General features: G+C 69.9%; 20 protein-coding genes. 14 read left to right on the top strand and 6 right to left on the bottom strand.

The annotated features are described in order from the left end of the window. Positions 1-113: 113 nt before the first annotated feature. From BLQ76_RS11640 to BLQ76_RS11620, 5 genes are all read left to right on the top strand, one after another. Positions 114-2,447 (top strand): FdhF/YdeP family oxidoreductase, encoded by a 2,334-nt coding sequence (locus tag BLQ76_RS11640; protein WP_090673271.1) that lies wholly within the window; start codon positions 114-116, stop codon positions 2,445-2,447. A gap of 153 nt (positions 2,448-2,600) precedes the next feature. After that, entirely contained in the window at positions 2,601-3,863 is a 1,263-nt protein-coding gene (locus BLQ76_RS11635; protein WP_090673269.1) for an extracellular solute-binding protein, read from the top strand. Between the two features lie 14 nt (positions 3,864-3,877). Beyond that, complete coding sequence (locus BLQ76_RS22110) at positions 3,878-4,753, top strand: carbohydrate ABC transporter permease (RefSeq protein WP_170842569.1); 876 nt, start codon at positions 3,878-3,880, stop codon at positions 4,751-4,753. Next, on the top strand, positions 4,750-5,754 hold the full coding sequence (locus BLQ76_RS11625; RefSeq protein WP_210184168.1) for a carbohydrate ABC transporter permease: 1,005 nt from the start codon (positions 4,750-4,752) through the stop codon (positions 5,752-5,754). Before BLQ76_RS22110 ends, BLQ76_RS11625 begins: the two co-directional genes overlap by 4 nt. Before the next feature lie 17 nt (positions 5,755-5,771). Next, positions 5,772-7,301 carry a YcaO-like family protein gene (locus tag BLQ76_RS11620; protein WP_090673265.1) on the top strand — a complete coding sequence of 510 codons (1,530 nt, stop codon included), beginning with the start codon at positions 5,772-5,774 and terminating at the stop codon, positions 7,299-7,301. Positions 7,302-7,304: 3 nt separating this feature from the next. On the opposite strand, the gene BLQ76_RS11615 is transcribed toward BLQ76_RS11620, so the two are convergent. Continuing rightward, positions 7,305-8,222, bottom strand: a complete 918-nt coding sequence (locus tag BLQ76_RS11615; protein ID WP_090673263.1) for a Brp/Blh family beta-carotene 15,15'-dioxygenase — start codon at positions 8,220-8,222, stop codon at positions 7,305-7,307. Between the two features lie 22 nt (positions 8,223-8,244). Next, complete coding sequence (locus tag BLQ76_RS11610) at positions 8,245-8,952, bottom strand: bacteriorhodopsin (protein WP_090673261.1); 708 nt, start codon at positions 8,950-8,952, stop codon at positions 8,245-8,247. A gap of 254 nt (positions 8,953-9,206) precedes the next feature. Between BLQ76_RS11610 and BLQ76_RS11605 the strand changes: the two genes are divergently transcribed. The 3 genes from BLQ76_RS11605 to BLQ76_RS11595 all read left to right on the top strand — a co-directional run bounded on the left by BLQ76_RS11605 (position 9,207) and on the right by BLQ76_RS11595 (position 13,130). Continuing rightward, a complete protein-coding gene (locus BLQ76_RS11605; RefSeq protein ID WP_090673259.1) occupies positions 9,207-10,412 on the top strand; it encodes an AI-2E family transporter in 1,206 nt (401 codons plus the stop codon). After that, positions 10,409-11,845 carry a phospholipase D-like domain-containing protein gene (locus BLQ76_RS11600; RefSeq protein ID WP_090673257.1) on the top strand — a complete coding sequence of 479 codons (1,437 nt, stop codon included), beginning with the start codon at positions 10,409-10,411 and terminating at the stop codon, positions 11,843-11,845. The genes BLQ76_RS11605 and BLQ76_RS11600 overlap by 4 nt, the downstream gene beginning before the upstream one ends. Before the next feature lie 100 nt (positions 11,846-11,945). Further along, positions 11,946-13,130, top strand: coding sequence for a L,D-transpeptidase family protein (locus BLQ76_RS11595; protein WP_090673255.1), 1,185 nt, complete (start codon positions 11,946-11,948; stop codon positions 13,128-13,130). Positions 13,131-13,193: 63 nt separating this feature from the next. Here the strand turns inward: BLQ76_RS11595 and BLQ76_RS11590 are convergent, their stop codons facing one another. Then, a complete protein-coding gene (locus BLQ76_RS11590) occupies positions 13,194-13,598 on the bottom strand; it encodes a host attachment family protein (RefSeq protein ID WP_090673253.1) in 405 nt (134 codons plus the stop codon). Between the two features lie 93 nt (positions 13,599-13,691). Continuing rightward, positions 13,692-14,315, bottom strand: a complete 624-nt coding sequence (locus BLQ76_RS11585; RefSeq protein ID WP_090673251.1) for a hypothetical protein — start codon at positions 14,313-14,315, stop codon at positions 13,692-13,694. Positions 14,316-14,495: 180 nt separating this feature from the next. On the opposite strand from BLQ76_RS11585, the gene BLQ76_RS11580 reads away from it, so the two are divergent. The 5 genes from BLQ76_RS11580 to BLQ76_RS11565 all read left to right on the top strand — a co-directional run bounded on the left by BLQ76_RS11580 (position 14,496) and on the right by BLQ76_RS11565 (position 20,690). Continuing rightward, positions 14,496-16,028, top strand: a complete 1,533-nt coding sequence (locus tag BLQ76_RS11580) for a sugar ABC transporter ATP-binding protein (protein WP_090673249.1) — start codon at positions 14,496-14,498, stop codon at positions 16,026-16,028. Then, positions 16,025-17,026 (top strand): ABC transporter permease, encoded by a 1,002-nt coding sequence (locus tag BLQ76_RS11575; protein WP_090673247.1) that lies wholly within the window; start codon positions 16,025-16,027, stop codon positions 17,024-17,026. Before BLQ76_RS11580 ends, BLQ76_RS11575 begins: the two co-directional genes overlap by 4 nt. Before the next feature lie 78 nt (positions 17,027-17,104). Continuing rightward, positions 17,105-18,058 (top strand): substrate-binding domain-containing protein, encoded by a 954-nt coding sequence (locus tag BLQ76_RS11570; RefSeq protein WP_090673245.1) that lies wholly within the window; start codon positions 17,105-17,107, stop codon positions 18,056-18,058. A gap of 188 nt (positions 18,059-18,246) precedes the next feature. Next, complete coding sequence (locus tag BLQ76_RS22105) at positions 18,247-18,750, top strand: putative pterin-binding protein (RefSeq protein ID WP_170842568.1); 504 nt, start codon at positions 18,247-18,249, stop codon at positions 18,748-18,750. Next, on the top strand, positions 18,747-20,690 hold the full coding sequence (locus BLQ76_RS11565; protein ID WP_170842567.1) for a putative bifunctional diguanylate cyclase/phosphodiesterase: 1,944 nt from the start codon (positions 18,747-18,749) through the stop codon (positions 20,688-20,690). The genes BLQ76_RS22105 and BLQ76_RS11565 overlap by 4 nt, the downstream gene beginning before the upstream one ends. Here the strand turns inward: BLQ76_RS11565 and BLQ76_RS11560 are convergent. Then, positions 20,680-22,647 carry an acetoacetate--CoA ligase gene (locus BLQ76_RS11560; protein WP_090673242.1) on the bottom strand — a complete coding sequence of 656 codons (1,968 nt, stop codon included), beginning with the start codon at positions 22,645-22,647 and terminating at the stop codon, positions 20,680-20,682. The genes BLQ76_RS11565 and BLQ76_RS11560 overlap by 11 nt on opposite strands. A 71-nt stretch (positions 22,648-22,718) precedes the next feature. Next, complete coding sequence (locus BLQ76_RS11555) at positions 22,719-23,696, bottom strand: MBL fold metallo-hydrolase (protein WP_090673240.1); 978 nt, start codon at positions 23,694-23,696, stop codon at positions 22,719-22,721. 146 nt (positions 23,697-23,842) lie between these two features. On the opposite strand from BLQ76_RS11555, the gene BLQ76_RS11550 reads away from it, so the two are divergent. Next, entirely contained in the window at positions 23,843-24,868 is a 1,026-nt protein-coding gene (locus tag BLQ76_RS11550) for an NAD(P)-dependent oxidoreductase (protein ID WP_090673238.1), read from the top strand. Positions 24,869-25,034 lie beyond the last annotated feature (166 nt).

Raw genomic sequence — 25,034 nt, 5'->3', positions numbered from 1 at the left:
CGCGACGGTTGCTTGTCGCGCGACGAAACGGAGCGGCCCCTTTCTCGTTGTTGGAAGGCTTCCATGTTCGGAAGCGGTCCGCCTCTTGCGGGGCCGATACGAGGAGCCAGGCCATGCGGCGCAGCGAGATCCAGTCCGAAGTCACCGTCGAGCCCTACGACCACCCGACCGGCGGATGGGGATCGGTGAAGTCGCTGGTCGACAAGAGCGCCGCCGAGGGCATGGTCGCCTCCACGATCTGGGAGACGCTGTACCGCCAGAACAAGACCGACGGCTTCATGTGCGTCTCGTGCTCCTGGGCCAAACCCGCCAACGCCCACCCGTTCGAGTTCTGCGAGAACGGCGCCAAGGCGACGATCTGGGAGCAGACGAAGAACCGCACCGACCGCGACTTCTTCGCCCGCCACAAGCTCACCGAGCTTCTGGAGTGGACCGACTACGAGCTGGAGAAGCAGGGGCGCCTGACGACGCCGATGCGCTACGATCCCTCGCTCGACCAGTACATCCCGGTCTCGTGGGAGGCGGCGTTCCGCGAGATCGGCGAGGAGCTCAACAAGCTCGACCCCAAATCCGTGATCTTCTACGCGAGCGGACGCGCCTCGCTGGAGACGAGCTACATGTGGCAGCTCTTCGCGCGCGTCTACGGCTCGCAGAACCTGCCCGACTCCTCGAACATGTGCCACGAGTCGACCTCGGTCGGCCTGCCGCGCTCCATCGGCACGCCGGTCGGCACGGTGCAGCTCGAGGACTTCGAGCACACCGACATGATGCTGTTCTTCGGGCACAATACGGGCACCAACGCGCCGCGGCTTCTTCATCCGTTGCAGGAGGCCCGCAAGCGCGGCGTTCCCGTCTACACGTTCAATCCCGTCGAGGAGCGCGGCCTCGTGCGCTTCAAGAGCCCGCAGGCTCCCACCGAGATGCTCTCGCCCGGCCCCGGCACCAAGATGTCGACCGAGTACTTCCAGGTGCGCTGCGGCGGCGACATCGCGGCGATGACCGGTATCGCCAAGACCGTCCTCGAGCTCGACGACAAGGCGAAGGCGGCGGGCGGCGAGCGCGTCCTCGACGTCGCCTTCATCGCCGAGCACTGCCACGGCTTCGACGCGTTCGAGCGCTTCGTGCGCGAGGCAACGTGGGAGGAGATCGAGCGCGTCTCGGGCCTGTCGCGCGCCGACCTCGAGGAGGTCGGTCGGACCTATGCCCGCTCCAAGGCCGTGATGATCCACTACGGCATGGGGCTGACGCAGCACCGGCACGGCGTCGCCAACGTGCAGATGGTGGTGAATCTTCTTCTGATGCGCGGCAATATCGGCAAACCCGGCGCGGGCGTCTCGCCGATCCGCGGCCATTCCAACGTGCAGGGGCAGCGCACGGTCGGCATCACCGAGAAGCCGGAGCTGGCCCCGCTCGACACGTTCAAGGCGTTCTACGGCTTCGAGCCGCCGCGCGAGAAGGGGCTCGCCACGGTCGAGGCCTGCGAGGGCATGCTCGACGGGTCGGTGAAGGCGTTCCTGGGCCTGGGCGGCAACTTCTCGCGCGCTGTTCCCGAGACCGAGAAGATCGAGGCGGCCTGGCGCAACCTCGACCTCCACGTCCAGATCGCCACCAAGCTCAACCGCAACCACCTCCTGCCGGGCAAGGTGACCTTCCTCCTGCCCTGCCTTGGCCGCATCGAGCGCGACACGCAGGCGACCGGCGACCAGCTCGTGTCGATGGAGGACTCCACCGCCTGCATCCACGGCTCCAAGGGCTACCGCCCGCCCGCCTCGCCCGAACTCCTGTCGGAGCCCAAGATCGTGGCCGAGATGGCCAAGGCGACGGTGCCCGGTCGCTCCACGATTCCCTGGGACGCCTGGGTCGGCGACTACGCCTTGATCCGCGACGAGATCGAGCGCGCCTATCCCCAGTATTTCAAGGACTTCAACAAGCGCTTCCTCGAGCCCGGCGGCTTCCATCGCGACCTGCCGGCCTGCAAGCGGGAATGGAAGACCGAGAACGGCAAGGCGAACTTCATCACGCCGCCCGACGGGTTCGACGTCGACCCCGATATCCAGACCGAGGGCTTCGATGTCTTCAAGCTGATGACGCTGCGCTCCAACGACCAGTTCAACACCACGGTCTACGGCTACGACGACCGTCTGCGCGGCATCTCCGGCTCGCGCATGGTGCTCCTGATGAGCCGCGAGGACATGGATCGCCTCGGCCTGCAGGACCAGGACTTCGTGGACGTCGAGACCCATGCCGACGACGGCGTGGAGCGGCGCGTGAAAGCGCTGCGCGTGCATTCCTACAAGCTGCCCAAGGGCAATGTCGGGGGCTATTATCCCGAGCTCAACAAGCTGATCCCGCTCTGGCACCACGCGGTGGACGCGCACGTGCCGGCCGCCAAGTCCGTGCCGGTCCGCGTCACGCGCTCGGCGCAGATGGCCGCGGCGGCGGAGTAGCCGGCCGGCCAACACTTTGGGGACAAGGGGGCAGGCGGGCCCCTTTGTCGCATTTCCTCGCGCGCTATCTACCCCTCATACGAGAAGCCGGGCGCCGGGCGGGTCCACGAGGATTCGCCGGGAGGACATCGCGCCGCGCAAGGGGGAACAGGCATGAAGCAGAGGATCGCAACGCTGGCCATGGCGTCGCTCCTGAGTGCGGGGACGGCTCTTCCGGTCTCGGCGCAGAGCGTCACCCTGCGGTATGCCGCCCACTACACCGACGAGGAGATGGTGCCGCTGACGGCCTGCTTCCGCGACTACGAGAAGCAGAACCCGGGCACCACGATCCAGTACCAGCAGGTCGCGCTCGCCGACTTCCTGCCGGCGCTCCAGACCTCGCGCCTCGCCGGCACGCTGCCCGATATCCTCAACGTCTACTCCAACCTCGGCGGCGAGCTGGTCGCCAACAACGTTCTCGCCGAGCCGCCGGCCGACGTCCTCGACATGCTGAAGGAGCGCTTCGAGCCGACCACGGTCGAGGCCTCGCGCGTCGACGGCAAGATCTGGGGCATCCCGGCCGAGGTCTCGCTCTACATGCTGGTCTACAACAAGAAGCTGTTCAGCGAGGCCGGCGTCGCCGCGCCGCCGACCGACTGGAACGGCGTCATCGAGACCGCCAAGAAGATCGCCAAGCGGGACGAGCTCGGCCGCGTGACGACGGCGGGCTACGCCTTCGGGCCGACGGTCGCCAACGCGACGCATCCCTTGCGCGCGCTGATGTTCTCGCAGGGGCTCCAGCTCGTCGATCCCGACGCCACCACCACCAACCTCACCGATCCGCGCGCGGTCGCCATCGTCGACGGCGAGGCCAAGCTCTTCGCCGACAAGTCCACCTCGCCCGCCAACAAGTGGCAGGACTTCTCGTCCGGCCAGGTCGGCATGTTCATCGGCGCGAACTGGTTGAAGAAGGACCTGCGCGACGGCCTGGGCGACGCGTTCGAGGAGACGGTCGGCGTCGCGCCGATCCCCGGTGGCGCCGACTGGAAGACCTATCAGTACGCCTTCTACCAGTCGGTCGCGGCCGAGAGCCCGAACGGCGAGGCGGCCTGGAAGCTCCTGCGCTGGCTGAACGAGCCGCGGGGCGAGGGCAAGCGCTCCTGCGTCGGCGACATGCTGGTGCGCCTCGGCTCGCTCTCGGCCAACAAGAGCGACATCGCGGCGAGCACGGCGGAATACAGCGACCCCTTCACCAAGCCCTATGTCGACGCGCTCGCCTCGGGCCGGGCCGTGACCACCACGAACCTGCGCCAGACCACGGCGATCGATCAGGTGCTGCGCACCGAGATCGAGGAGGCCTGGCTCGGCCGCAAGACCGGCGCCGACGCGATGGCGGCCGCCGACGCGCGCATCTCGGCCATCCTGGCGGAGCCCTGAGAGGCGCGCGGGCGGTGACGCTCACGCGGCGCACCGCGCCCTACGTCTTTCTGGCGCCCGTCTTCGTGTTCGGGCTCCTGTTCTTCGTGGGGCCGCTCCTCTTCTCGCTGGTGCTGAGCTTCGCGAGCTGGAACTCGCTCGGGGCCTTCCGGCTCGTCGGCTTGCAGAACTACCGCTACCTGCTGGCGATCGACCCCGTGTTTCATACCGCGCTCTGGAACACGGCGCGCTTCGTGGGCGGCACGATCCTCCTCGGCGTTCCCCTGTCGCTGGCCTTGGCGCTGGCCATCCGGCGCTCGCGCGTCGCCAGCCTCTGGCAGGCGATCTACTGGCTGCCGATGATCACCAACGTGGTCGCGGTTTCCTATGTCTGGAAGCAGATCCTCGACGATCCCTACGGGCTCGTGAACCGCTTTCTCGCCTTTCTCGGCGTCGCCGGCCCCTCGTGGCTGCTGGATCCCGACTGGGCGATGCTCTCGCTCGTGCTCGTGTTCCTCTGGTTCCAGGTCGGGCAGGACATGATGCTGTTCCTGGCCGGTCTGAACGGCCTGGACGCGAGCGTCGAGGAGGCCGCGCGCATGGACGGGGCGTCCGGCTGGCGCACCTTCCGCCATGTCACGCTGCCGCTTCTGGCGCCCACCATGCTCTTCGTGACGCTGTCGAACCTCATCCGGGGCGTCGGCTACTTCGCGCTGATGCTGGTGCTCACCGAAGGGGGGCCGGTGAACTCGACGCGCACGGCGGCGCTGCGCATGTACGAGCTCGCCTTCTCGGAGCTGAAGCTCGGGCTGGCGTCGGCCGCCGCCTACATCCTCCTCTTCATGGTGATGCTGCTCTCCGCGATCCAGCTGCGCGTCATGCGACGCGGCGGCGTCGAGGGCTGGGCGTGAGCGTCGCGCCGGTCGCGCCGCGCCTCCGCGACCAGGCCGCGGGGGATGCGGTGCGGGCGCCGGCCCGCCGACGCCGCCTCGCGTGGCGCGAGCGCCTGCGCATCCGGCGCGGTCGCCTCGTGCCGGTCCTCCTCCTGGCGCTCGGCGCCGTGGTCATGGTGGTGCCCTTCGGCGACATGCTGCTCGGCGCGCTGCGCTCGCCCGCCGAGCGCCTGGCGCGCCCGCCGGTCTACTTTCCCGCCGATCCGCAATGGGGCAACTTCCGCCTCGTCTTCGAGACGCTGCCGCTGGCGCTGTGGCTCTTCAATAGCGTGGTGGTGACGCTGGCCATCACCGCCTGCCAACTCCTCACCTCCACCATGGCGGCCTATGCGCTGGCGAAGTTCGAGTTCCGGGGGCGGGACTGGATCCTGCGCTTCGTGCTCGGCGCGCAGCTCTTCCCCTTCTTTCTCCTGATCATCCCGACCTTCTTCATGCTGCGCTACGTGCCGCTCCTGGGCGGCAACGACTGGACGGGCTCGGGCGGAACGGGTCTCCTCAACACCTATCCCGCGCTGGTCCTGCCCTTCGTCCTGTCGTGGTACGGCATCTTCATGATGCGCCAGTTCATCGTCGGCGTGCCCACCGACATCATCGAGGCCGGGCGCATGGACGGGGCGGGGGAGTGGGCGATCTTCTGGCGCATCGTGGTGCCGATCGTGCGCCCCGCGCTCACCATCCTCGGCGTCTTCGTCTTCATCTACCACTGGAACGAGGTCATCTGGACGCTGACCGTGACGCGCTCGGCGCCCGAGCTCCAGACCGCACCGATCGGCGTCTATCTCCTGCGCAGCGCCTTCGAGGACCAGCGCAACCTGTCGCTGCAGCAGGCCGCGATCGTGGTCACCATCCTGCCCGTGGTGGTGCTCTTCCTGCTCACGCAGCGCCACTACCTCCAGAGCGCGGCCACGAGCCGTCCCGCGCCGGAAGCCCTCCACCCGCCCGAGGCGGGCACCCGATAGACACGCGAAAGACCCCCATGCGCCCCGACGACATCCTGCCCGCCGATCTGCCGGAGGCGGCCCGCCGCTACCGCGAGGCCTTTCCGCCCGGCCGCGTCGTCACCTTCGCGCTGGAGGGGCTCGACCGCACCGGCATCCATGCCTGGAAGGCGGCGCTCTTCCTGGACGACGCAGCCGCCATGCCCGGCAACATGCCGTCCGGCTACGGCTATGGCGCGACACGCGACCAGGCCATCATCGGCGCCTTTGCGGAGGTGGCCGAGATGCTTCTGCCGACGCTCCGCCTGATCGGCGAGCCGGTGGTCTGGGGGAGCTACCGCGACCTCAGCGCCGAGCGGGGCGCCTCCGGCGTCGCCGACCCCCTCACGCTCTGCCTGCCGGCCGGCTCGCCGGTGGATCGTGACACGCGCCTTGCCTGGACCGCGGCGCGGCGCTGGACGAGCGGCGAGAGCGTCCTCGTGCCGCTCGACATCGCGGCCACCGACTTCTTCGAGCTGCCGCCCGGCTACCAGCCCTTCACGCCCCTGATCACGAACGGCCTCGGCGCGGGGCCCGATCTCGAATGGGCGGTCGGGCACGGCATCTTCGAGCTTCTCCAGCGCGACGGCAACGGCCTGGGCTTTCGCGCGATGGATCGGGGCATCGCGCTTCAGATCGACCCGGCCGACCTCGAGCCCGACGTGCGCGCGCTGATGGATCGCCTCGACCGGGACGGTATCGAGGCGATCCCGAAATTCGCCTCCGACGAGTTCGGCTTCGCGAACCTCTACGTCGTCGGCCATGACCGCGAGGGCGCAGGGCCACGCGTGCCGGTCATGCTGTCGGCCTGCGGCGAGGCCTGCGATCCCGACCGCAACGCCGCGCTGCGCAAGGCGATCATGGAGTTCTGCTCGGCGCGCGTGCGCAAGACCTACGCTTTCGGGCCGGAGGAGGAGGCGCTGAGTGTCGCGCCCGCCGGCTATATCGACGACTTCCTCCGGGCCGCGCAGGTCAGTCTCGACGGCGGCGAGAACCGGGCGCGCGACGCCATGCTCAGCTGGACCACGATGGACGCCGACGACCTCAGGCGCGAGCTCGCCGACGTCTACGCCGTGCGCTCGACGCACCGCTTCGCGGACCTGCCGCAGGCCACCGTCGCGGACACGCGCGAGCGCGGACGCATCGCGGTGGAGCGCCTCACCCAGGCCGGCTTCGACGTACTCGTCGTGGACGGCTCGCCGCGGGACGGATCGGTCGGCGTCGCCAAGGTGATCGTGCCGGGGCTCGAGGTCGAGACGCTCAGCTACTACCGGATCGGCGAGCGCAACGCGCGCCGCCTGATCGAGCGCGGCAGTCCGCTGATCCGCTTCGGCGAGCCGAGCGAGCGCTTGCGCCCGGTGCGCCTGACGCCGGAAGCATTGGCGCGGCTCGGCGGTCGGCAGCCGCTTCTCGACACGGACGAGGTCGATCGCACCGTCGGCCATCTCTACCCGCTCTACCGCGAGCCGGAGGCCCACCATATCGGCCAGATCCTGAAGCGCGGCGGGGCAGCCGAGACCGCCGCCTGACTCTCAAGGCGCGCGTGCGAACAGCGGCGTCACCAGCATGTGCGGGACCGTGAGCGCGGCGAGGCCCACGAAGAGCGGACCGAGCGCCGGGGCGCGGCCGCCGGCAAACAGGAGGCCGAGCGCGCCGAACAGGAGCGCGGCACCGAACAGCGTCGGCGCGCAGGCGCGCAGATAGCGGCCGAGATCGGGCAGGCCGAGCTCGGCCATGCGCTCGCGCGTCTGCCCGCGGCTGTGGATCGGGGCGAACACGAGGGCGAAGCCGACAAGCGGCGGGAAGACCAGGAGCGCGACCGCGCCGAGCGCGATCTCGGCCGCCGGCTCGCGTTCGTGCCGCAGCCAGCGCAGGAGCGCGGCGGCCAAAACCAGCACGAGGACGAGGGGAGCGAGCAGCGCGGCGGTCCGGGCCAGCGCCGCGCCGTCCTCGGGCGTCGACAGGGCCGAGAACAGCTGCGCCAGCGTCTCGCCATGCAGAAGCGCGGGCAGGGTGACCGGCATCAGGCCGCGCGCCAGCCGCTCCGGCACGTACTGGTGCCAGGGCGCGGCGGCGACGTCGTCGAGCGCGAAGTGGAGGGTGGAGAGAGCGAGAAACGCGGCCAGCGCCACACCGGGCGCGACGCGCCATAGGGCCAGCGTCGCGGCTACCGCCGCCAGATATAGAAAAAGAAAAAGAGCGAGACGTCCTGGCGCCTCGCGCCACGGCCGCCCCCGCAGCGCCGCCAGATGGTCGCTCGCCCCGTGAGGGAGGCCGAGAACGAGGATCAGAACGGCCGCAAAGGCGAACGGGACGAACCCGCCCGCCCACTCCGCTCCGACGCCGGCGAGCGCCAGCCCCAGGGCGACCGCGAGGCGGCCGAGCGGGGAAAGGCTTGCTCCGGTGCGACCGTCCGGTCGCACCGAGGGGGAGGCGAGGGTCAGCGTCATGGCGGGTCGCCGCGCCGCGCCGTCAGGCGAGGCGGCGCTCCTCGCGGCGCTGGAGCTCGGGCTCGGCCGCCTTCAGGCGCTCGCCCGCCACATAGCCGTAGACGACCTTGGCGACCACATCGAGGATCAGAATGATCCAGACGCTGGCGGCCGACGAGATCGTGCCGAAGCCCTCGGGGCCGAGCGCGAACACGACGGGATAGGCGAGCCAGACCACGGAAAGCTGCGTCGTGTTCTTGCGGTAGGCCTCGTCCAGCGCGCCGCCGTAGCTGGCCGAGCGCTGGCGCAGCGGTCCCCAAAGGATGGCGTAGACGCCAGCAAAGGCCGCGCAGGACCACAGGAACCACACGAGGCGCACGGTTCCATCGAAGCTGATCGCCGACAGGAGGCCGGTCACAATCATCAGCGCGTCGAGGCCGATGATGGCGACGAGGTATCCGCCCTGGCGCGGGTGCTCGTGAAGGGCCAGCGCCACGAGGCCGGCCAGAAGCAGGGGCGTCGTGAACAGCCAGTCGGCGTAGCGCGGCAGGTAGAGCGTCACGCCGTCCTGGCGCGTGAGCACCATCGTGCCGAGATACATGGCAAGATAGCTCGTCGCCGCGATAAACGGGACGAGCGAGTGGATCTGCGTGTGATGACGCACCGCGTTCGATTTCGGCCCCTTGGCATAAAGGGCGAGCGAGCCGAGCGACATCACGACGAAGCCGGTCAGAAGGGCTGTTTTTTCCATAACTCACGAAACCTTGAGGACGCAGTGATCCGGCTGCAACTGCCCGTTCGGCGGCCCGTTCCTTTTCGCCACCTAAAAAGATCGTAGGGAACGCGAACCCGGCGATCGGTCAGCGCGAGGGATCGGGTTCCGCGACCGAACCGATCCGCGTTCCGTGCATTCCCCACACCGGAGACTGCGACGTTCTGACCGAAACCGTCGTTCGTCTTCGCCTGCGCGGCACGGCGCAGGGATGGCAGTCAGGGAGACGGTTGATGTCGCTTGTACCGGGGCCCGGCCCGTCCGCGCGGGGCGACGCCATGCCCGCTCCGCGCTGGGCCGTGGTCGGGCTCTTCCTGATGCTCGCGGTGGCCGCGCTCGGCTATGCCAAGGAATTCCTGGTCCCGATCGTCCTGGCGTTTCTTTTGGCCATGGTGTTCGGGCCGGTGCGCCGGTTCTTCGATCGGCGCGGGGTGCCGACCGTCGTCACCTCGCTGGCGATCGTGCTTCTGCTTCTCGTGGGGCTGGTCGCCGTCGTCACCGCGCTGGCGCTTCCGGTGGCGAGCTGGGTGGCGGATGCACCGCGCATCGGCCAGGAGGTGGAGGATAAGCTGTCCTCGTTGTCCGGCACGTTCGACGGCCTGTTCGAGGCCAACCAGCAGCTCAACGCGCTGGTCCACGCGACCGAGCCCAACGTCCAGGCCGTCGAAATCCGCGACTCCGGCATGGCGACGACGATCCTGCTTCTCGCGCCCGGCGCCGTCACGCAGTTCGCCTTCACGCTGATCCTGCTTCTGTTTCTGCTCGCCTCCGGCGACATGTTCTACGAGAAGCTCGTGCACGTCCTGCCGAGCTTTCGCGACAAGCGCACCGCCATGCGCATCGCGCACGACATCGAGCGCAAGCTGTCGCGCTACCTTCTCACCATCACGGTGATCAATGCCGGCCTCGGCGTCGCGATCGGCACGGTGATGTGGCTCTACGGCATGCCGACGCCGCTGGTCTTTGCGGTGATCGCGTTCCTGTTCAACTTCATTCCCTATCTCGGCGCGCTCGGCGGGATCGTGATCTCGGGCATTGTCGCGCTGGTCGCCTTCGACGGGGTCGCCCTCGCGATCCTCGTGCCCGCCACCTACTTCGCGATCACCTCGATCGAGGGTCAGATCATCACGCCCTACTTCGTCGGGCGCTCGCTGAAGCTCAACACGGTGGTGGTGTTCCTGGCGGTGTCGTTCTGGGCCTGGCTCTGGTCGGCGATCGGCATGATCGTGGCCGTGCCGCTTCTGGTCGCGATCCGCACCTTCTGCGAGCACATCCCCCATATGACCGCGCTCGGCGACTTCCTGTCCGAGCGCCACGCCGAGCTGGACTCCGAACCCGTGCCGCCGCCCACCCTGCCGGTGGCGGGCGAGGAGCCGGACATCGACCCGATCGCCGGCGAGGGCACGGCACGCCATCACGAACTGGAGACGCATCCATGAACTCTCGCCTGCGCGAGACGGGCAAGACGGTCTGGCAAACGGGGCTCGCCGAGCGCTTCGCCGTGATCGTGGACGGGGCGGACTACTACCGCTTCGTCAAGCAGGCGATCCTGAAGGCCCGCTTCCAGGTGCTGATGATCGGTTGGGACTTCGACACGCGCGTCGAGTTCGAGCCGGGGGGGCGGACGCTGGAGGGACCCAACGAGCTCGGCCCGTTTTTGAACTGGATGGTGGCGGAGCGGAACCCGGCGCTCGACATCCGCATCCTGAAGTGGAACCTCGGCATCCTGGAGACCGTGAAGCGCGGCGAGACGCCGTTCTTCGTCTTGCAATGGCTCTGGGGCAAGGGCGTCACCCTGAAGCTCGACGCGGCCCATCCGCTCGCCGCCAGCCATCACCAGAAGATCATCATCATCGACGACGCGATCGCGTTCTGCGGCGGCATCGACATCACCAAGGGGCGTTGGGACACGCGCGAACACCGCGACGGGGATCCCGACCGCCATTCGCCGCGCGGCCAGCTTCTGGATCCCTGGCACGACGCGACGACCTGCGTGACCGGCGAGGCGGCGCGGTTGCTGGGCGACCTCGGGCGCGCCCGCTGGAGCCGGGCAACCGACGAGGCGGTGGGCACGCCCCCCGCGCACGCCGGCGACCTGTGGCCGGACGGGCTCGAGCCGGCGCTGCGCAACGTCGAGATCGGCATCTCGCGCACGATGGGCGCCTTCGACCTCTACCCGCAGGTCTCCGAGATCGAGGCGATGACCCTCGCCGCGATCGCGAGCGCGCGCCGTCACCTTTATATCGAGAGCCAGTACTTCGCCTCGCGACGCATCGCCGAGGCCATCGCCGCGCGCCTGGCCGAGCCGGACGGGCCCGAGGTCGTGGTCGTGAACCCCGAATCCCAGGACGGTTGGCTGGAGGAGAAGACCATGGGCGCGGCGCGCGCCCGGCTGCTGCGCCTCGTGCACCGCGCCGACCGGCACCAGCGCTTCGGCATCTTCTATCCCGTCACGCGCGAGGGCGAGCCGATCTACGTCCACGCCAAGATCATGATCGTGGACGACCGGTTCCTGAAGATCGGCTCGTCCAACCTCAACAACCGCTCCATGGGCTTCGACACGGAATGCGACCTGTCGCTGGAGGCGGACGGCGACGACGCGGTGGCCGGCGCGATCCGTCATATCCGCGACGACCTGATCGCCGAGCATCTCGACATGAGGCGCGAGGAGGTCGAACACGCCCTGCGGCGCGACGGTTCGATCCTGCGCCTCGTGCGCGAGAGCGGGCGCGAGGGCCGACGCCAGCTCGTGCCCCTGCCGGTCCGGGAACTCGACGCGGCCGACGAGGCGCTGGGCGAAGCGGAGCTCGTCGATCCCGAGCGCCCTCCGCGCTTCCTACGCGGGATCCGTCGTCGCCTCGGGCTGCGCTGATCCACAGGATGGGCGGCAACCGGAACCGGCCATGCCACGTTCAGGACCATCGTGTCACGGGATGTCGGGAGTTCGGGTCGTGCGTCGGTTGTCGTCACTCATGGGTTTGGGGCTTCTGCTCCTGTCGGGCACGCATCTTCAGGCGGCGACGCTCGGCGCCGACGAGATCAACGCGGCGGAGCCCGGCGCCTTTCGCGAGCGCCTCGCCGAGGCCGAGCGCAAGCGCGCCGAGAAGCCCGATGAGGCGCCGCCCGCCAAGGACCCCGACACGCTGCCGACCGAGGACGAGGCGCGCCGCGCGGCCGAGGCGCTGACCGATCCCGACCCCTTCCTGGTGCGCCTTCAGGTGCTCCTCGACCGCGCCCACGCCTCGCCCGGCGTGATCGACGGCCTGTCGGGCGAGAACACGGTGAAGGCGATCCGGCTCTTCGAGGAGCGGCGCGGCCTGCCCGTGGACGGCCGGGTGGACGACGACATGTGGCGGGCGCTGACGCAGGACTCCGCCCCCGCGGTGAAGACCTACGAGATCACGGAAAAAGACATCGACGGGCGTTACGTGAAGCGCATTCCCTCCGACTATGCCGACCTCGCCAAGCTGAAGTGGGTCGGCTACCGCGGCGTGGAGGAGATGCTGGGCGAGCGTTTCCATATGAGCGAGGGGCTGCTCGAGGCGTTGAACCCGGACGCCCAATGGACCAAGGCCGGCACAGGCGCGCTGGTCGCCGATCCCGGCGCCGCCCCGGAGGGCCTCGTGACGCGTATCGAGGTGGACAAGTCGCGCGGTGAGATCCTGGCCTATGGCGAGGACGGGAAGATCATCATGACGGCGCCCGCCACGATCGGCTCGGAGGATACGCCCTCGCCGAGCGGCGACATGCGCGTCGAGCGCGTCGCCCATGACCCCGGCTACACCTACAACCCGAAGAAGAACTTCCAGCAGGGCCAGAACAAGGAACTCCTGGAGATCGCGCCCGGCCCCAACGGTCCGGTCGGCTCGGTCTGGATCGCGCTCACCAAGCCGACCTACGGCATCCACGGCACGCCCGAGCCCACCAAGATCGACAAGACCAACAGCCACGGCTGCGTGCGCCTGACGAACTGGGATGCCGAGGCGCTGGCCGGGATCGTCGAGAAGGAGCGCACCGAGGTGCACTTCCTGGAGGAAGGTCAGGAGCCAACGGGGGCGACGGCGGCGGCACCGCCGGCCGGCGAGACCGCGGCTCAGCCGGCTCCCGACGCAGCGCCCGCTGCGAGCCCGGACAACGCCGGCAGCCAGCCGGGCTAAGTCGGGGCGAATAATCGGAAAGGCGCGGCGCCCCCGATCCTCGGGGGCGCCGCCCGTGGACCGTCAGGCGGCCTGAAGCGCGCGCTCGATGTCCTCGCTGGTCTGGCCGGTCAGGTCCTTGGAGACCTCGCCCACCAGCTTCTCCTTGAGCTTGGGATGGTAGTGCTTGCGCAGCTCGCCCAGCGTGCGGGGCGCGGCCACCACGACCAGTCCCTCGAGCTTTCCGCTCGTCGCCTGCGCGTTGAGAAGCTCGGCGATGCCCGCAGCGAACCCGTCCTCGTCGACCTGCGCATCCTGCGGGTTGGCCGCGCTCGACGAGTGGCCCGCGCCGCCGCTCCGGTTCGTCGTCGACACGGCGGGCGCGTCGATCGCCTGCAGCTTCGGCGCGTCGGGTCCGCCCGTGTTGCGGAACATCGAGAGCTTCTGGCCGTCGGCGACGGCGATCGTCGCGCCCTTGGGGATCTGCATGGAACCTCTCCTCTTGCGTCGGCGGCCTTGCGCCGCCCTTGGGAGGGGACCAACGCCCCGGCCGGCAAATGGATGCCGATACAGCACGGGGTTTCAGGCGCCGGTGGCCGCAACGCTGGAATGAAGCGCGACGGCATAGCCTGCCTCCAGCGCCGCGACGGTCGGGCGCGGCGTGAGGACGGTGACCGAACCATCCGGCCGCGCCCGCGCCTCGCCGTATCCGCCCCCATGCCAGCGGCGCAGCGTATCGCCCGATACCAGCCAGGCTGCTCCACCGAGTTGAACCATCGTGCCGACGGGAAGCGTCCTGGCGGGATGCTCGAACGTGACCTGCGTGCGGTCCCGCCGCACGCGCTCGGCGTGGAGCCGGCGATCGATCAGCGGCGCGGAGGCGGGCTCTGCGGGATGGGCGAGCGCCCAGGCCGCCCGGAAGCGCCCGAAGTCCTCGCGCCGGCACTCGGCGCAGGGGCGATGACCCGCGGCGAGCGACGTCGCCTCGTCGAGAAAGAAGAGTTCGGTGTAGCGGCCCGGCGCCATGATCGGTCGCCGCCGGCTCCCGAAGTCGAGGCGGCACGCGACCCAATGGGGGTGGGCCCAGCGCCGTGTCCCCAGATGCCCCGCTGCATCGTGCAGGATGCCCCGGTTTCCCATCAGGGTGCCCCGGTCGGGGGTGGCGATCAGCGCACCGAAGGGCGTCACGCGGTTCTGTCGAGGCATGGACCTGAGCTCTCCCTTTGCCGGCAAAGATTCGGATGCCTGACGACCCAACGCAACTGTGAAGCGTGGGCCGCGAAATGACTTTCGTACCTCAAGCGACTTGCGTAAGACTTCGCGCCGGGAGGACAGCCGGATGCGGGATCATCGGGTGCGAAGCCATGCCGATCGGGGAAACCGGGCGTGAGCGCGGAAACGCGCCCCGTTCTGGCTGCCGAGGGCATCACGCAGCGCTTCGGGCCGGTGGAGGTCCTCAGCGACGTATCGCTGACGCTCCTGCCCGGCGAGGTCCACGCGCTGATCGGCGAGAACGGCGCCGGCAAGTCCACGCTCATGAAGATCCTGTCGGGCCATCTGGTTCCGACCGGCGGCCGCGTCCTGTTGGACGGCGCGCCGCTGGGCGCGGGCGGCGTGCGCGAGGCCGAGCGGCGCGGCGTGGTGCTGGTCCATCAGGAGATCCTGCTCGCCCCCGACCTGACGGCCGCCGAGAACATCTTTCTCGGCCGCGAGCCGCGGCGCGGGCTCGTGATCGACCGGCGCGCCATGAACCGCGACGCGGGCGCCGCGCTCGCCGACCTCGGCGCGCAGATACCGCCCGACACCCCCGTCCACCGCCTCTCGATCGCCCAACGCCAGCTCGTCCAGATCGCGCGCGCCCTGCTCGTGCCGCATCGCGCCGTGATCTTCGACGAGCCCACCGCCTCGCTGACCCCGCACGAGACCGAGGCTCTGATCGCCGTCATCCGCCGTATCCGCGAGCGCGGCGTCGGCATCCTCTACATCTCGCACCGCCTGCCGGAGGTGAAGCTGCTGGCCACGCGCGTCACGGTGCTGCGCGACGGACGGCGCGTCGACACCGTGCCGGCGGAGACGCTCGACACGGCCGGCATGGCGCGCCTCATGGTGGGCCGCGACGTCGCCCGCCTGTACCCGGAGCGCGCGGACGCCGGCGAAAGCGCCGAAACCGTGCTGGAGGCCGAGGACGTCCAGGTGCCGGGCTTCGTCCACGGCGCGTCGTTTCGGCTCGGTCGCGGCGAGATCCTGGGGTTCGCGGGCCTCGTCGGCGCGGGCCGCACGGAGCTGATGGAGGGCATCCTCGCGCTGCGCCCGGCCACGGGGTGCGTGCGCCTGGACGGGCGCGAGGTGCGCTTCCGCAAGCCCGCCGACGCGATGCGCGCGGGCATCGTCTACCTCAGCGAGGATCGCAAGGGAAAAGGGCTCCTGCTCGCCCAGGACCTTCGCACCAATCTGACGCTCGCCGCCTTGCGAAAATTCGCCGGGGGCCTCGGCATCAACCGCGCCCGCGAGGACGCGGCCCTCCAGACCGCGATCCGCGAGTTCGACATCCGCACGCGCGATCCCCGGCTGCTCGCCGGACAGCTCTCGGGCGGCAACCAGCAGAAGCTGCTGCTGGCCAAGATGATGCTGCTCGATCCCCGCATCGTCGTGATCGACGAGCCGACGCGCGGCATCGACATCGGCACCAAGGCCGAGATCTACCGCTTCGTGGCCGAGCTCGCGAAGGGCGGGACGTCGGTGATCGTCGTGTCCTCCGAGATGCCCGAGCTGATTGGCCTGTGCGACCGCATCCTGGTGATGCGCGAGGGACGCGTGGCCGGCGAGGTCGCGGGCGAGCGCATGACCGAGCGCGCCATCGTCATGCTGGCGACGGGAACCAACGAGAAGGAGGCCGCCCTGGTGGCGGAAGACGCATGACCGACGCCGTGTCCCCCGCCTCCGCGCCGGCGCCGCGCCGGCCCGCGATCGACCTTCGCGCCGCCGCGCCCTTCGCCGCGCTGGCCCTGCTCGTCGTGTTCGGCGCGCTCGTCAACCCGAACTTCCTCGGGATCGACAACATCCTCAACGTCGTGACCCGCTCGGCCTTCATCGCCGTGATCGCGGTGGGGGCGACCTTCGTGATCTCGGCCGGCGGGCTCGATCTCTCGGTCGGCGCCATGGCGGCCTTTGTCGCCGGCACGATGATCCTGTTCCTGAACGCCGCGCCCGTGGAGGGCGTCGTGCCCCTCCTGGCGGTCGGCATGGGGCTGGCGCTCGTGACCGGTGCCCTTTGCGGTCTCGTGAACGGACTGACCACCACGATCGGACGCATCGAGCCCTTCATCGTCACGCTCGGCACGATGGGCATCTACCGCGCCCTGACCGTGTTCCTCGCCGAGGGCGGCTCGATCGCGATGCGCTCGCAGGACCTGCGTGCCGCCTACCGGCCGGTCTACTTCGGCAACGTCCTCGGCGTGCCGCTGCCCGTGGTGGCGATCCTCCTTGTCGCCGCGGTCGGCGCCTTCGTGCTCTATCGCACGCGCTTCGGCCGCCACGTCATGGCGGTCGGCTCCAACGAGGACGTGGCCCGCTACTCCGGCGTGTCGGTGAACCGCGTGCGCACGATCACCTACGTCATCCAGGGCGTGTGCGTGGCGATCGCGGTGCTCATCTACGTGCCGCGCCTGGGCGCCGCCACCGCCACGACCGGCCTTCTCTGGGAGCTGCAGGCCATCACCGCCGTGGTGATCGGCGGCACCGCGCTGCGCGGCGGCGTCGGCCGCGTCTGGGGCACGGTCTGCGGCGCGCTGATCCTCGAGGTGGTCGGCAACATCATGGTGCTGTCCGACCTCGTGTCGGAATACCTGATCGGCGCCGTCCAGGGCCTCATCATCATCGTCGCCATGCTGGTCCAGCGCTCGCTGGCCAAGCGGTAGCTTCGCGGCCGCCGGCGCTTCCGGGGCGCAGGCGGTCTCTTGTCCTACGTCCCGGCCATTCCTTGGGAGGAATCGAGCATGAAGAGAATTCTGGCACCCCTGGCGGGCGCGCTGCTGGCCGCAGCGCTCGGAAGCGCGGCCCTTGCGCAGGAGCCGCGTCAGGTCACCATGGCGGTCTCGATCCCGGCCGCCGACCACGGCTGGACCGGCGGCGTCGTCTACCACGCCGAGCGCGCCAAGGCGCAGCTCGAGAAGCGCTATCCCGGCCTCAAGGTCGTCCTGAAGACCTCGCCCGACGGCGCCTCCCAGGCCAACGCGCTGGAGGACCTGACCGCGCAGGGCATGGATGCCCTGGTCACGCTGCCGCACAACTCCGACGAGCTGACCGACCCGATCCGGCAGGTCAAGGAGAAGGGCACCTTCGTGACCGTGGTCGACCGGGCCCTGTCGGATCCCTCGATCCAGGACCTCTACGTCGCCGGCAACAACCCCGAGCTCGGCCGCGTGGCGGGAGAGTACATCAAGGAGCGCATGCCGAACGGGGGCGACGTCGTGGTGATCCGCGGCCTGCCGATCGTGATCGACGAGGAGCGCCAGAAAGGCTTCGACGAGGGCATCGCCGGCTCGCAGATCAAGGTGCTCGACCGCCAGTTCGGCAACTGGTCGCGCGACGACGCCTTCCGCGTCATGCAGGACTACCTGTCCAAGCATCCCAAGATCGACGCGGTCTGGGCGCAGGACGACGACATGGTCGTGGGCGTGCTCGAGGCCATCCAGCAGTCGGGCCGCTCCGACATCCAGTTCGTGGTGGGCGGCGCCGGCATGAAGGACATGATCAAGCGCGTGGCGGACGGCGACAAGATGGTCCCCGTGGACGTCCTGTATCCGCCGGCCATGATCGCCACCGCGATGGAGCTGACGGCCGCCAACTTCTACGACCAGAACCCGATCCGCGGCTCCTATATCCTGGACGCCACGCTGGTCACCAAGGATAACGCGAGCGAGTTCTACTACCCCGACTCGCCGTTCTGACGATCGGACCGCAGGCGCGGCGCGCCTGTTCGGGCGGGCCCCGGAGCCGAGCGCTCCGGGGCCCGTTTTGCGTTCTGCGCGCAACGGCGATCAGTTTTCGAGCAGTCTTCGCGCTCGCGGGACCAGTCGCGAGAGACGCTTAACTTGTCTGGCGTAAAGATCGCGCGACATGAAGCGGGGTCTGATGCATGGCAAGTCGCCGATCGTTCCTTACCGGTATGGCGGGCTTATTACCCTTCTCGCTGGCGGGTGGCGCCTTCGCGGTTGCGGCGCAACCGGTGCTGCGGGTGCACGGTGCGGTCGGGCCCGGGCCGGGGCCGGGCGATCTTGCCTTCGACGGGGCCGCGCTCGACGCGCTGCCGCAGACCCGCTTCCGCACCACGACCCTGTGGCACCAGGCACCCGCCGAGTTCTCCGGCATCTCGGCGCGCGATTTGTTTGCGGCCGTCCGTCTGCGCTCACCGCGCCTGCGGCTCGTCGCGCTCAACGACTACGTCGTGGAGGCCGACGCCGACGAGATCGTGGCAGCCGACGGGCTGTTCGCCACCCGGCAGGACGGCGTCCTGATGCCGGTCAGCGACAAGGGGCCGATCTTTCTTCTGTTTCCGTTCGACCAGCGCGAGGAACTGCGGCACCAGACCTACTACAGCCGCGCGGTCTGGCAGCTCTGCGAAATCGAAGCCGTGTCATGATCCATCGCGCGAGGCTGTCTCTTCCGCGCCGCTTCCGGACGCTGCGCTACGGGCTGATCGGCGCGACCGGCCTTCTGGCCGTTCTCGCGGTCGCAGGCACCTCGCTGGCGGTGAGCTACCAGCGCTCGATCGACGAGGCGGGGCGCTACAACCGGACCTTCGACGCTGGCCAGACCGCGCTCGAGATCGTGCGCCTCCAGCTCAGCATCGCGGAGGCGGCGCGCGACGGCGTCGAGCCGGTGAAGCTGCGCTACGCCATCCTGCGCAACCGCGTCGGCCTGATCGAGAGCGGCATCTTCCCGGTCGCCGAGATGCGCGGCGAGCTGCTTCCGCTGCTTCGCAACGCGGTGCGCGAACTCGAGCCCCTGATCGCCCGGCTGCCGGAGGCTGCCGCGATCAGCCGCGCCGGGGCCATCGTCGGGCCGCTGATCCAGCCCCTGGTGCGCATGACGTCCATGGCCCATGCCCAGGCCGGGGACCGCATCGCCGAGAACCAGGTTCGCCTACGTCATCTCCTGGCGGGCCTGTGCGCCATGACGATGATGCTGGTTCTGGTGGGCGCGGCGCTGATCGCCTTCGTCCTGCGCCAGAACGCACGGCTCGACCATACGGTGCGCCGCGACGCGCTGACCGGCATCGCGAACCGCTTGAGCTTCGGCGCGCGCCTCGGCACCCTCGCGCGTACCGGCGAGCGAACCGTGATCCTGGTCGACGTCGACCATTTCAAGACGCTCAACGACACGCACGGCCACGACATCGGCGACCTGGTTCTCACGCGGGTGTCGCAGCGCCTGCGCGCCGCCGCACCGGATGCGGCCGAGATCGCCCGCATCGGCGGCGACGAGTTCGCCCTTCTCTACGAGGGCGAGGAGGCCGGCCGGCGCAGCCGCGCGGCCTGCCAGCGCATCCTGGCGCGCATGGGCGAGCCTGTGCTCACGGATGGACGCGAGATCGCGGTCGGCGTCACGCTGGGCTTTGCCAGCGCCGCCGGCGACGACGAGGAGGGCGAGGCGGGTCTCCTGAAGGACGCCGACATCGCGCTCTACGAGGCCAAGCTGGCCGGGCGCGGGCGCGCGGTCGAGTTCCGGCCCGAGATGAAGCACGCCTTTCTGTATCGCCGCCGCCTGCAGGAGGACCTGCGCGGCGCGATCGAGCGCGGCGAGATGCATCTGGCCTTCCAGCCGGTGGTGGACCTGCGCACGACGCGCACGCGCGGCTTCGAGGCGCTCCTGCGCTGGCGTCACCCCGAGTTCGGCGCCATCTCGCCGGCCGAGTTCATTCCGCTCGCCGAGGAAAACGCCCAGATCCTCGAGATCGGGCGTTGGGTGATCGCCGAGGCGGCGCGCGCGGCCCGGCCCTGGCCTGAGACCGTGTTCGTGGCGGTGAACGTGTCAACGCGCCAGTTCGCCGACGGCGGCCTCGTCGACCACATCCGCGACGTTCTCGCCGAGACCGGCCTGGCGCCCAACCGCTTCGTGGTGGAGATCACCGAAACGGTGCTGATCGACAACGACGAGGCAGCGCTCAGGACGATGGGGGTGCTGCGCGCGCTCGGCTGCCGCGTCTCGCTCGACGACTTCGGCACCGGCTACTCCTCGCTCGGCTACCTCAGCCGCTTCCCCTTCGACAAGCTGAAGATCGACCGGTCCTTCCTGGCGAACGGCCGCATCGGCGAGAACGGCCTCGCCATCATCTCCACCATGTGCACGCTCGCCCGTCGCCTGCGCCTCGACGTCGTCGCCGAGGGCATCGAAACCGAAGAGCAGCGTCTGCTCGTGTCGCGAGCCGGCTGCGGCCTCGGCCAGGGCTACCTGTTCGGCCGTCCCGAGAGCGCGGCCGACGCGCTTCTCCGGCTCCAGCGCGAGGAAGTGGACGACCGGCTCGCGCTGAGAGCGGGGGGCGGGACGGTGCGTCCCGTTCCCGCGGCCCTCAGCGCGTAAGCTCCTCGCGGTTCGCAAACAGCTGGAGCGCCTCCGGGTTGGCCAGCGCCTCGGTGTTGGCGACGGGACGCCCGTGCAGCGCCTCGCGAACGGCGAGCTCGACGATCTTGCCGGACTTGGTGCGCGGAATGTCGGCGACGGCGAGGATGCGGGCCGGCACGTGGCGCGGGCTCGCGCCCTCACGGATGGCCTGGCGGATGCTTCGCTCCAGCGCCTCGTCGAGCACCGATCCGTTGGACAGGCGCACGAACAGGACGACGCGCACGTCGTCCTCCCAGTCCTGCGCGACGGCGATCGCCTCGGCCACCTCGGGAATGCGCTCGACCTGCGCATAGATCTCGGCGGTGCCGATCCGCACCCCGCCGGGATTGAGCGTGGCGTCCGAGCGCCCGTGGATCACGAAGCCGCCGTGCTCCGTCGCCTCCGCGTAGTCGCCGTGGCACCAGACGTTCGGGAAGCGCTCGAAATAGGCGGCGCGGTAGCGCGCGCCCGAGGCGTCGTTCCAGAAGCCGAGCGGCATGGAGGGGAAGGGCTGGCGGCAGACGAGCTCGCCCTTCTCGCCGGCCGCGGCCGGCCGCCCGTCCCCGCTCCAGACCTCCACGGCCATGCCGAGGCCCGGTCCCTGGATCTCGCCGGCCCGGACGGGTCGCGTCGGATCACCGAGCACGAAGCACGACACGATGTCGGTGCCGCCCGAGATCGAGGCGAGGTGGGCGTCCGGCTTCACGCCCTCGTAGACGAAACGGAACCCGTCCGCTGACAGGGGCGAGCCGGTGGAAAGAACGGCACGCAGGGCACGCAGGTCGTGGCTTTCATCGGGGCGCAGGCCCGACTTGCGCAGGGCGTCGATGTATTTGGCCGAGGTGCCGAAGTGGGTCGCGCGCTCCTCGGCGGCATAATCCCACAGGACCTGCGGGCCGGGGTGGAAGGGCGAGCCGTCGAAGAGCAGCAGGGTCGCACCCTGCGCCAGCCCCGAGACGAGCCAGTTCCACATCATCCAGCCGAGCGTCGTGAAGTAGAACACCCGGTCGCCCGCGCGCACGTCGGAGTGGAGCGCATGCTCCTTGAGGTGCTGCAGGAGGACGCCGCCCGCCCGGTGCACGATGCACTTGGGCACGCCCGTCGTGCCCGACGAGAAGAGGATCGCGAGCGGATGGTCGAAGGGCAGGGGCTCGAAGCGGATCGCGCCGGGGGCGAACGGCTCCAGGAAGGCGTCCAGCGCGACGCCGTTCGGCAGCTGCCGCGCCAGCGCCTCGCCCCCGTCGCCCACGATCACGATGCGCTCCAGCGTCGGCAGGCCGCTCGCGATCTCGGCGAGCTTGGTGCCGAGATCGATCGGCTTTCCGGCGTAACGATAGCCGGCGCAACTGAACAGGAGGCGCGGCGCGATCTGGCCGAAGCGGTCGAGGACGCCGCGTGCGCCGAAGTCCGGCGAGGCCGAGCACCAGACCGCGCCGACCGCCGAGGCGGCCAGCATGGCGGCCACCGCCTCGGGCCCGTTGGGTAGGAGGGCCGCGACCCGGTCGCCGGGCCGGATGCCGCTGGCGCGCAGAGCCTCCACCAGGCGCGAAACGGCGGCGCGCAGCGCGCCCCAGCTCCAGCGCCGGGGTTCGGCCTCCTCGACGCGCCAGACCAGCGCGTCGTCCTCGTCGCGCACGCCGGGGCGGGGACGCAGGAGGTTCTCGGCGAAGTTCAGGGTGGCGTCGGGAAAGAAGCGCGCGCCGGGCATCGCGTCGCCGTCGACCAGGAGCCGTTCGCCCTTCTCGCCGACGACCGCCTGTTCGTCCCACACCGCCTCCCAGAAGCGTGCCGGCTCCTGCAGCGACCAGCGGTGAAGCGCCGCCGTGTCGGGGATCGGCTGACCGGTCCGCCGCTCGCAGGCGCGGCGGAAGACGGTCATCGCCGAGCGCTCGACGCGGTCGGGAGAGGGAGTCCACAAGGGCTGGGAAGCGGTCATCGAAGTCGTCGCCTTGAACCGGTCGGCGAGAAGGAAGCCGAGCGCGCGTCGCTTGGCAAGCGGCGGACCGCTCAGAAGCCGAAGACCTCGCCCGGCCGCATGGGCCGGAAGCGCTCGCGCGCGATGCCAGCCGCGTCCAAGGCGGCGTCGAGCTCGCGCGCGGGCGTCTCCATTCCCTCGTCGGCGAGCGGGAACGTACCCCAGTGAAAGCCGAGGGCCCGCCGCGCGCCGGTGTCGAGGAGGATCTGCACCGACTCGTCGGGCGCCACGTGCTGGTCGCGCATGAACCAGCGCGGCTCGTAGGCGCCGATCGGCAGGAAGGCGAGGTCGGGCGCGCCGAAGCGCTCGCGGAACAGGCGGAAGATCGAGCCGTCGCCATAGCCCGTGTCGCCGGAATGGTAGACAAGCCCGTGCGGCGTGGCGATCGCGAAGCCGCACCACAGCGCCATGCGGCGATCCGACAGCGAGCGCGACGACCAGTGGTTCGCGGGATGGAGCACGGTCTCGACGCCGCCGCCCAGATCGAAACGCGCGCCCCAGTCGCCGGTCTCGACGCGCATGGCGGGAAGAGCCGCATGGATCACCGCGTCGTTGCCGAGCGGGGTGACGACGCGCGGCCGGAACGCCGTCTCCAGGCGGGCGAGGGTGTCGAGGTCGAGATGGTCGTAGTGGTTATGGGTGAGCAGCACCGCGTCGACCGGCGGCAGATCCTCGAAGCGGATGCCGGGCGGGTTGACGCGCTTGGGGCCGACGCGGCGGAACGGACTGACGCGCTCCGACCAGACCGGATCGATCAGGAGGTTGCGGCCCGCTACCTGCAGGAGGATCGTCCCGTGGCCGACAAAGGCGACACGCGGCGCGTCGCTGCGCTCGGGTGGCCGGTCGAGCGTTCCGGCGGGCGGGTGGGCCGGCCAGCGCTCGCGGCGGCTCCGGGACTTCCAGCGCAGGATGTCGAGCACGGTCTTGTCGCGCGCGCCGCCCTTGTTGAAGAAGCGCGTCCCGTCGAAATGGTCGCTGATCGGACCCTGGTAGTATCGGTTCGTCGTCATGTCTCGTCCCCGCCGCCCCGAACGACCGGGCAGCGGGTGCGAAAGGCGGGGCGGCGGCCGGCGGTTCCCGGCTTCGGCTGCGACCTGTCGCTTGCCAGCGGCCTTCGGGGCGGCTAGCCGGAAGGCGCCCGCCCCGGAGAGCCGACATGACGCGCCGTATCATCCTCGTGGATCCGCTGCCCCGGACCCTCGACCTCATCATGACGCCGGACGTCCGGCGCCGCCTGGAGCGGATGGGCGAGGTGGTGGTGTCGGAGGACCGCACCATGCCCGACGAGGTCGTGGAGCGCCTCCTGCCCGAAACGGTGCTGATCTTCGGCCAGACCGCGATGGACCGTGCGCGCCTCGAGTGTGCGCCCCACCTCAAGGCGATCATCAACGTCGAAACGAACTTCCTGCCCAACGTCGACTACCAGGCCGCGCAGGATCGGGGGGTCCACGTCATCACGCCGGCCTCCGCCTTCGCCGCGCCGGTGGCCGAAGCGGCGCTCGGCATGGCGATCGACCTGGCGCGCGGCATCACCAAGGCCGACCGCCTGTTTCGCGACGGGCGGGAGTCCTACGGGCTCGCCGCCAACCGCGAGACGTTCCGCTTCATGGGATCCAGCGTCGGCCTCATCGGCTTCGGCGACCTCGGCCGGCAGTTCCGCGAGCTGATCTGTCCGTTCCGCAACACGGTGCGCATCTTCGACCCTTGGCTGCCGGCCGAGGTGATCGAGCGCGCCGAGGCGATTCCCGCCTCGCTGGACGAGGTGCTGAGCGAGAGCCGCACGGTCGCGGTGTTCGCCGGCGTCACCTCCGAGAACCAGAACTTCATCGGCGCGCGCGAGTTCGCGCTGATGCAGCCGGGCTCGTCCTTTCTCCTGATGAGCCGCGCCGGCGTCGTAGACTTTCCGGCGTTTCTGGACGCGGTCCGCTCGGGCCATATCCGCGCGGCGACCGATGTCTTCCCGGAGGAGCCGGTGGCGGCCGACGATCCGGTGCGCCAGATTCCCGGCCTGCTCCTGTCGGCGCACCGCACCGGCGGAACGTCGGATGCGTTTCACGCCATCGGCGCGATGGCGGTGGCCGATGCGGAGCTGATCCTGCGCGGTCTGCCGCCGGTCCTGTGCCGCCGGGCCGATCCCGCCACCGCCGCGCGCCTGCGCTCCAAGCCCGTCGATCTGTCCTGAGCGGCGGTATCGCGACGCATCTCGCGCGGCTTCGGTTTCTCGAACCAAGTCGAAAGCCCACGCCTTCGCATCATTCCAAGACATGCTTATCACATGCTCTTGATATGATGTGGCTCCCGAACCAATCTCGCTCTATACGTGCATAGCCGGCGTCCCGAGGTGTGGC

Source organism: Aureimonas jatrophae (genome assembly GCF_900104035.1).
Taxonomy (GTDB): domain Bacteria; phylum Pseudomonadota; class Alphaproteobacteria; order Rhizobiales; family Rhizobiaceae; genus Aureimonas; species Aureimonas jatrophae.
This window is presented reverse-complemented; position numbering and strand designations above follow the sequence as displayed.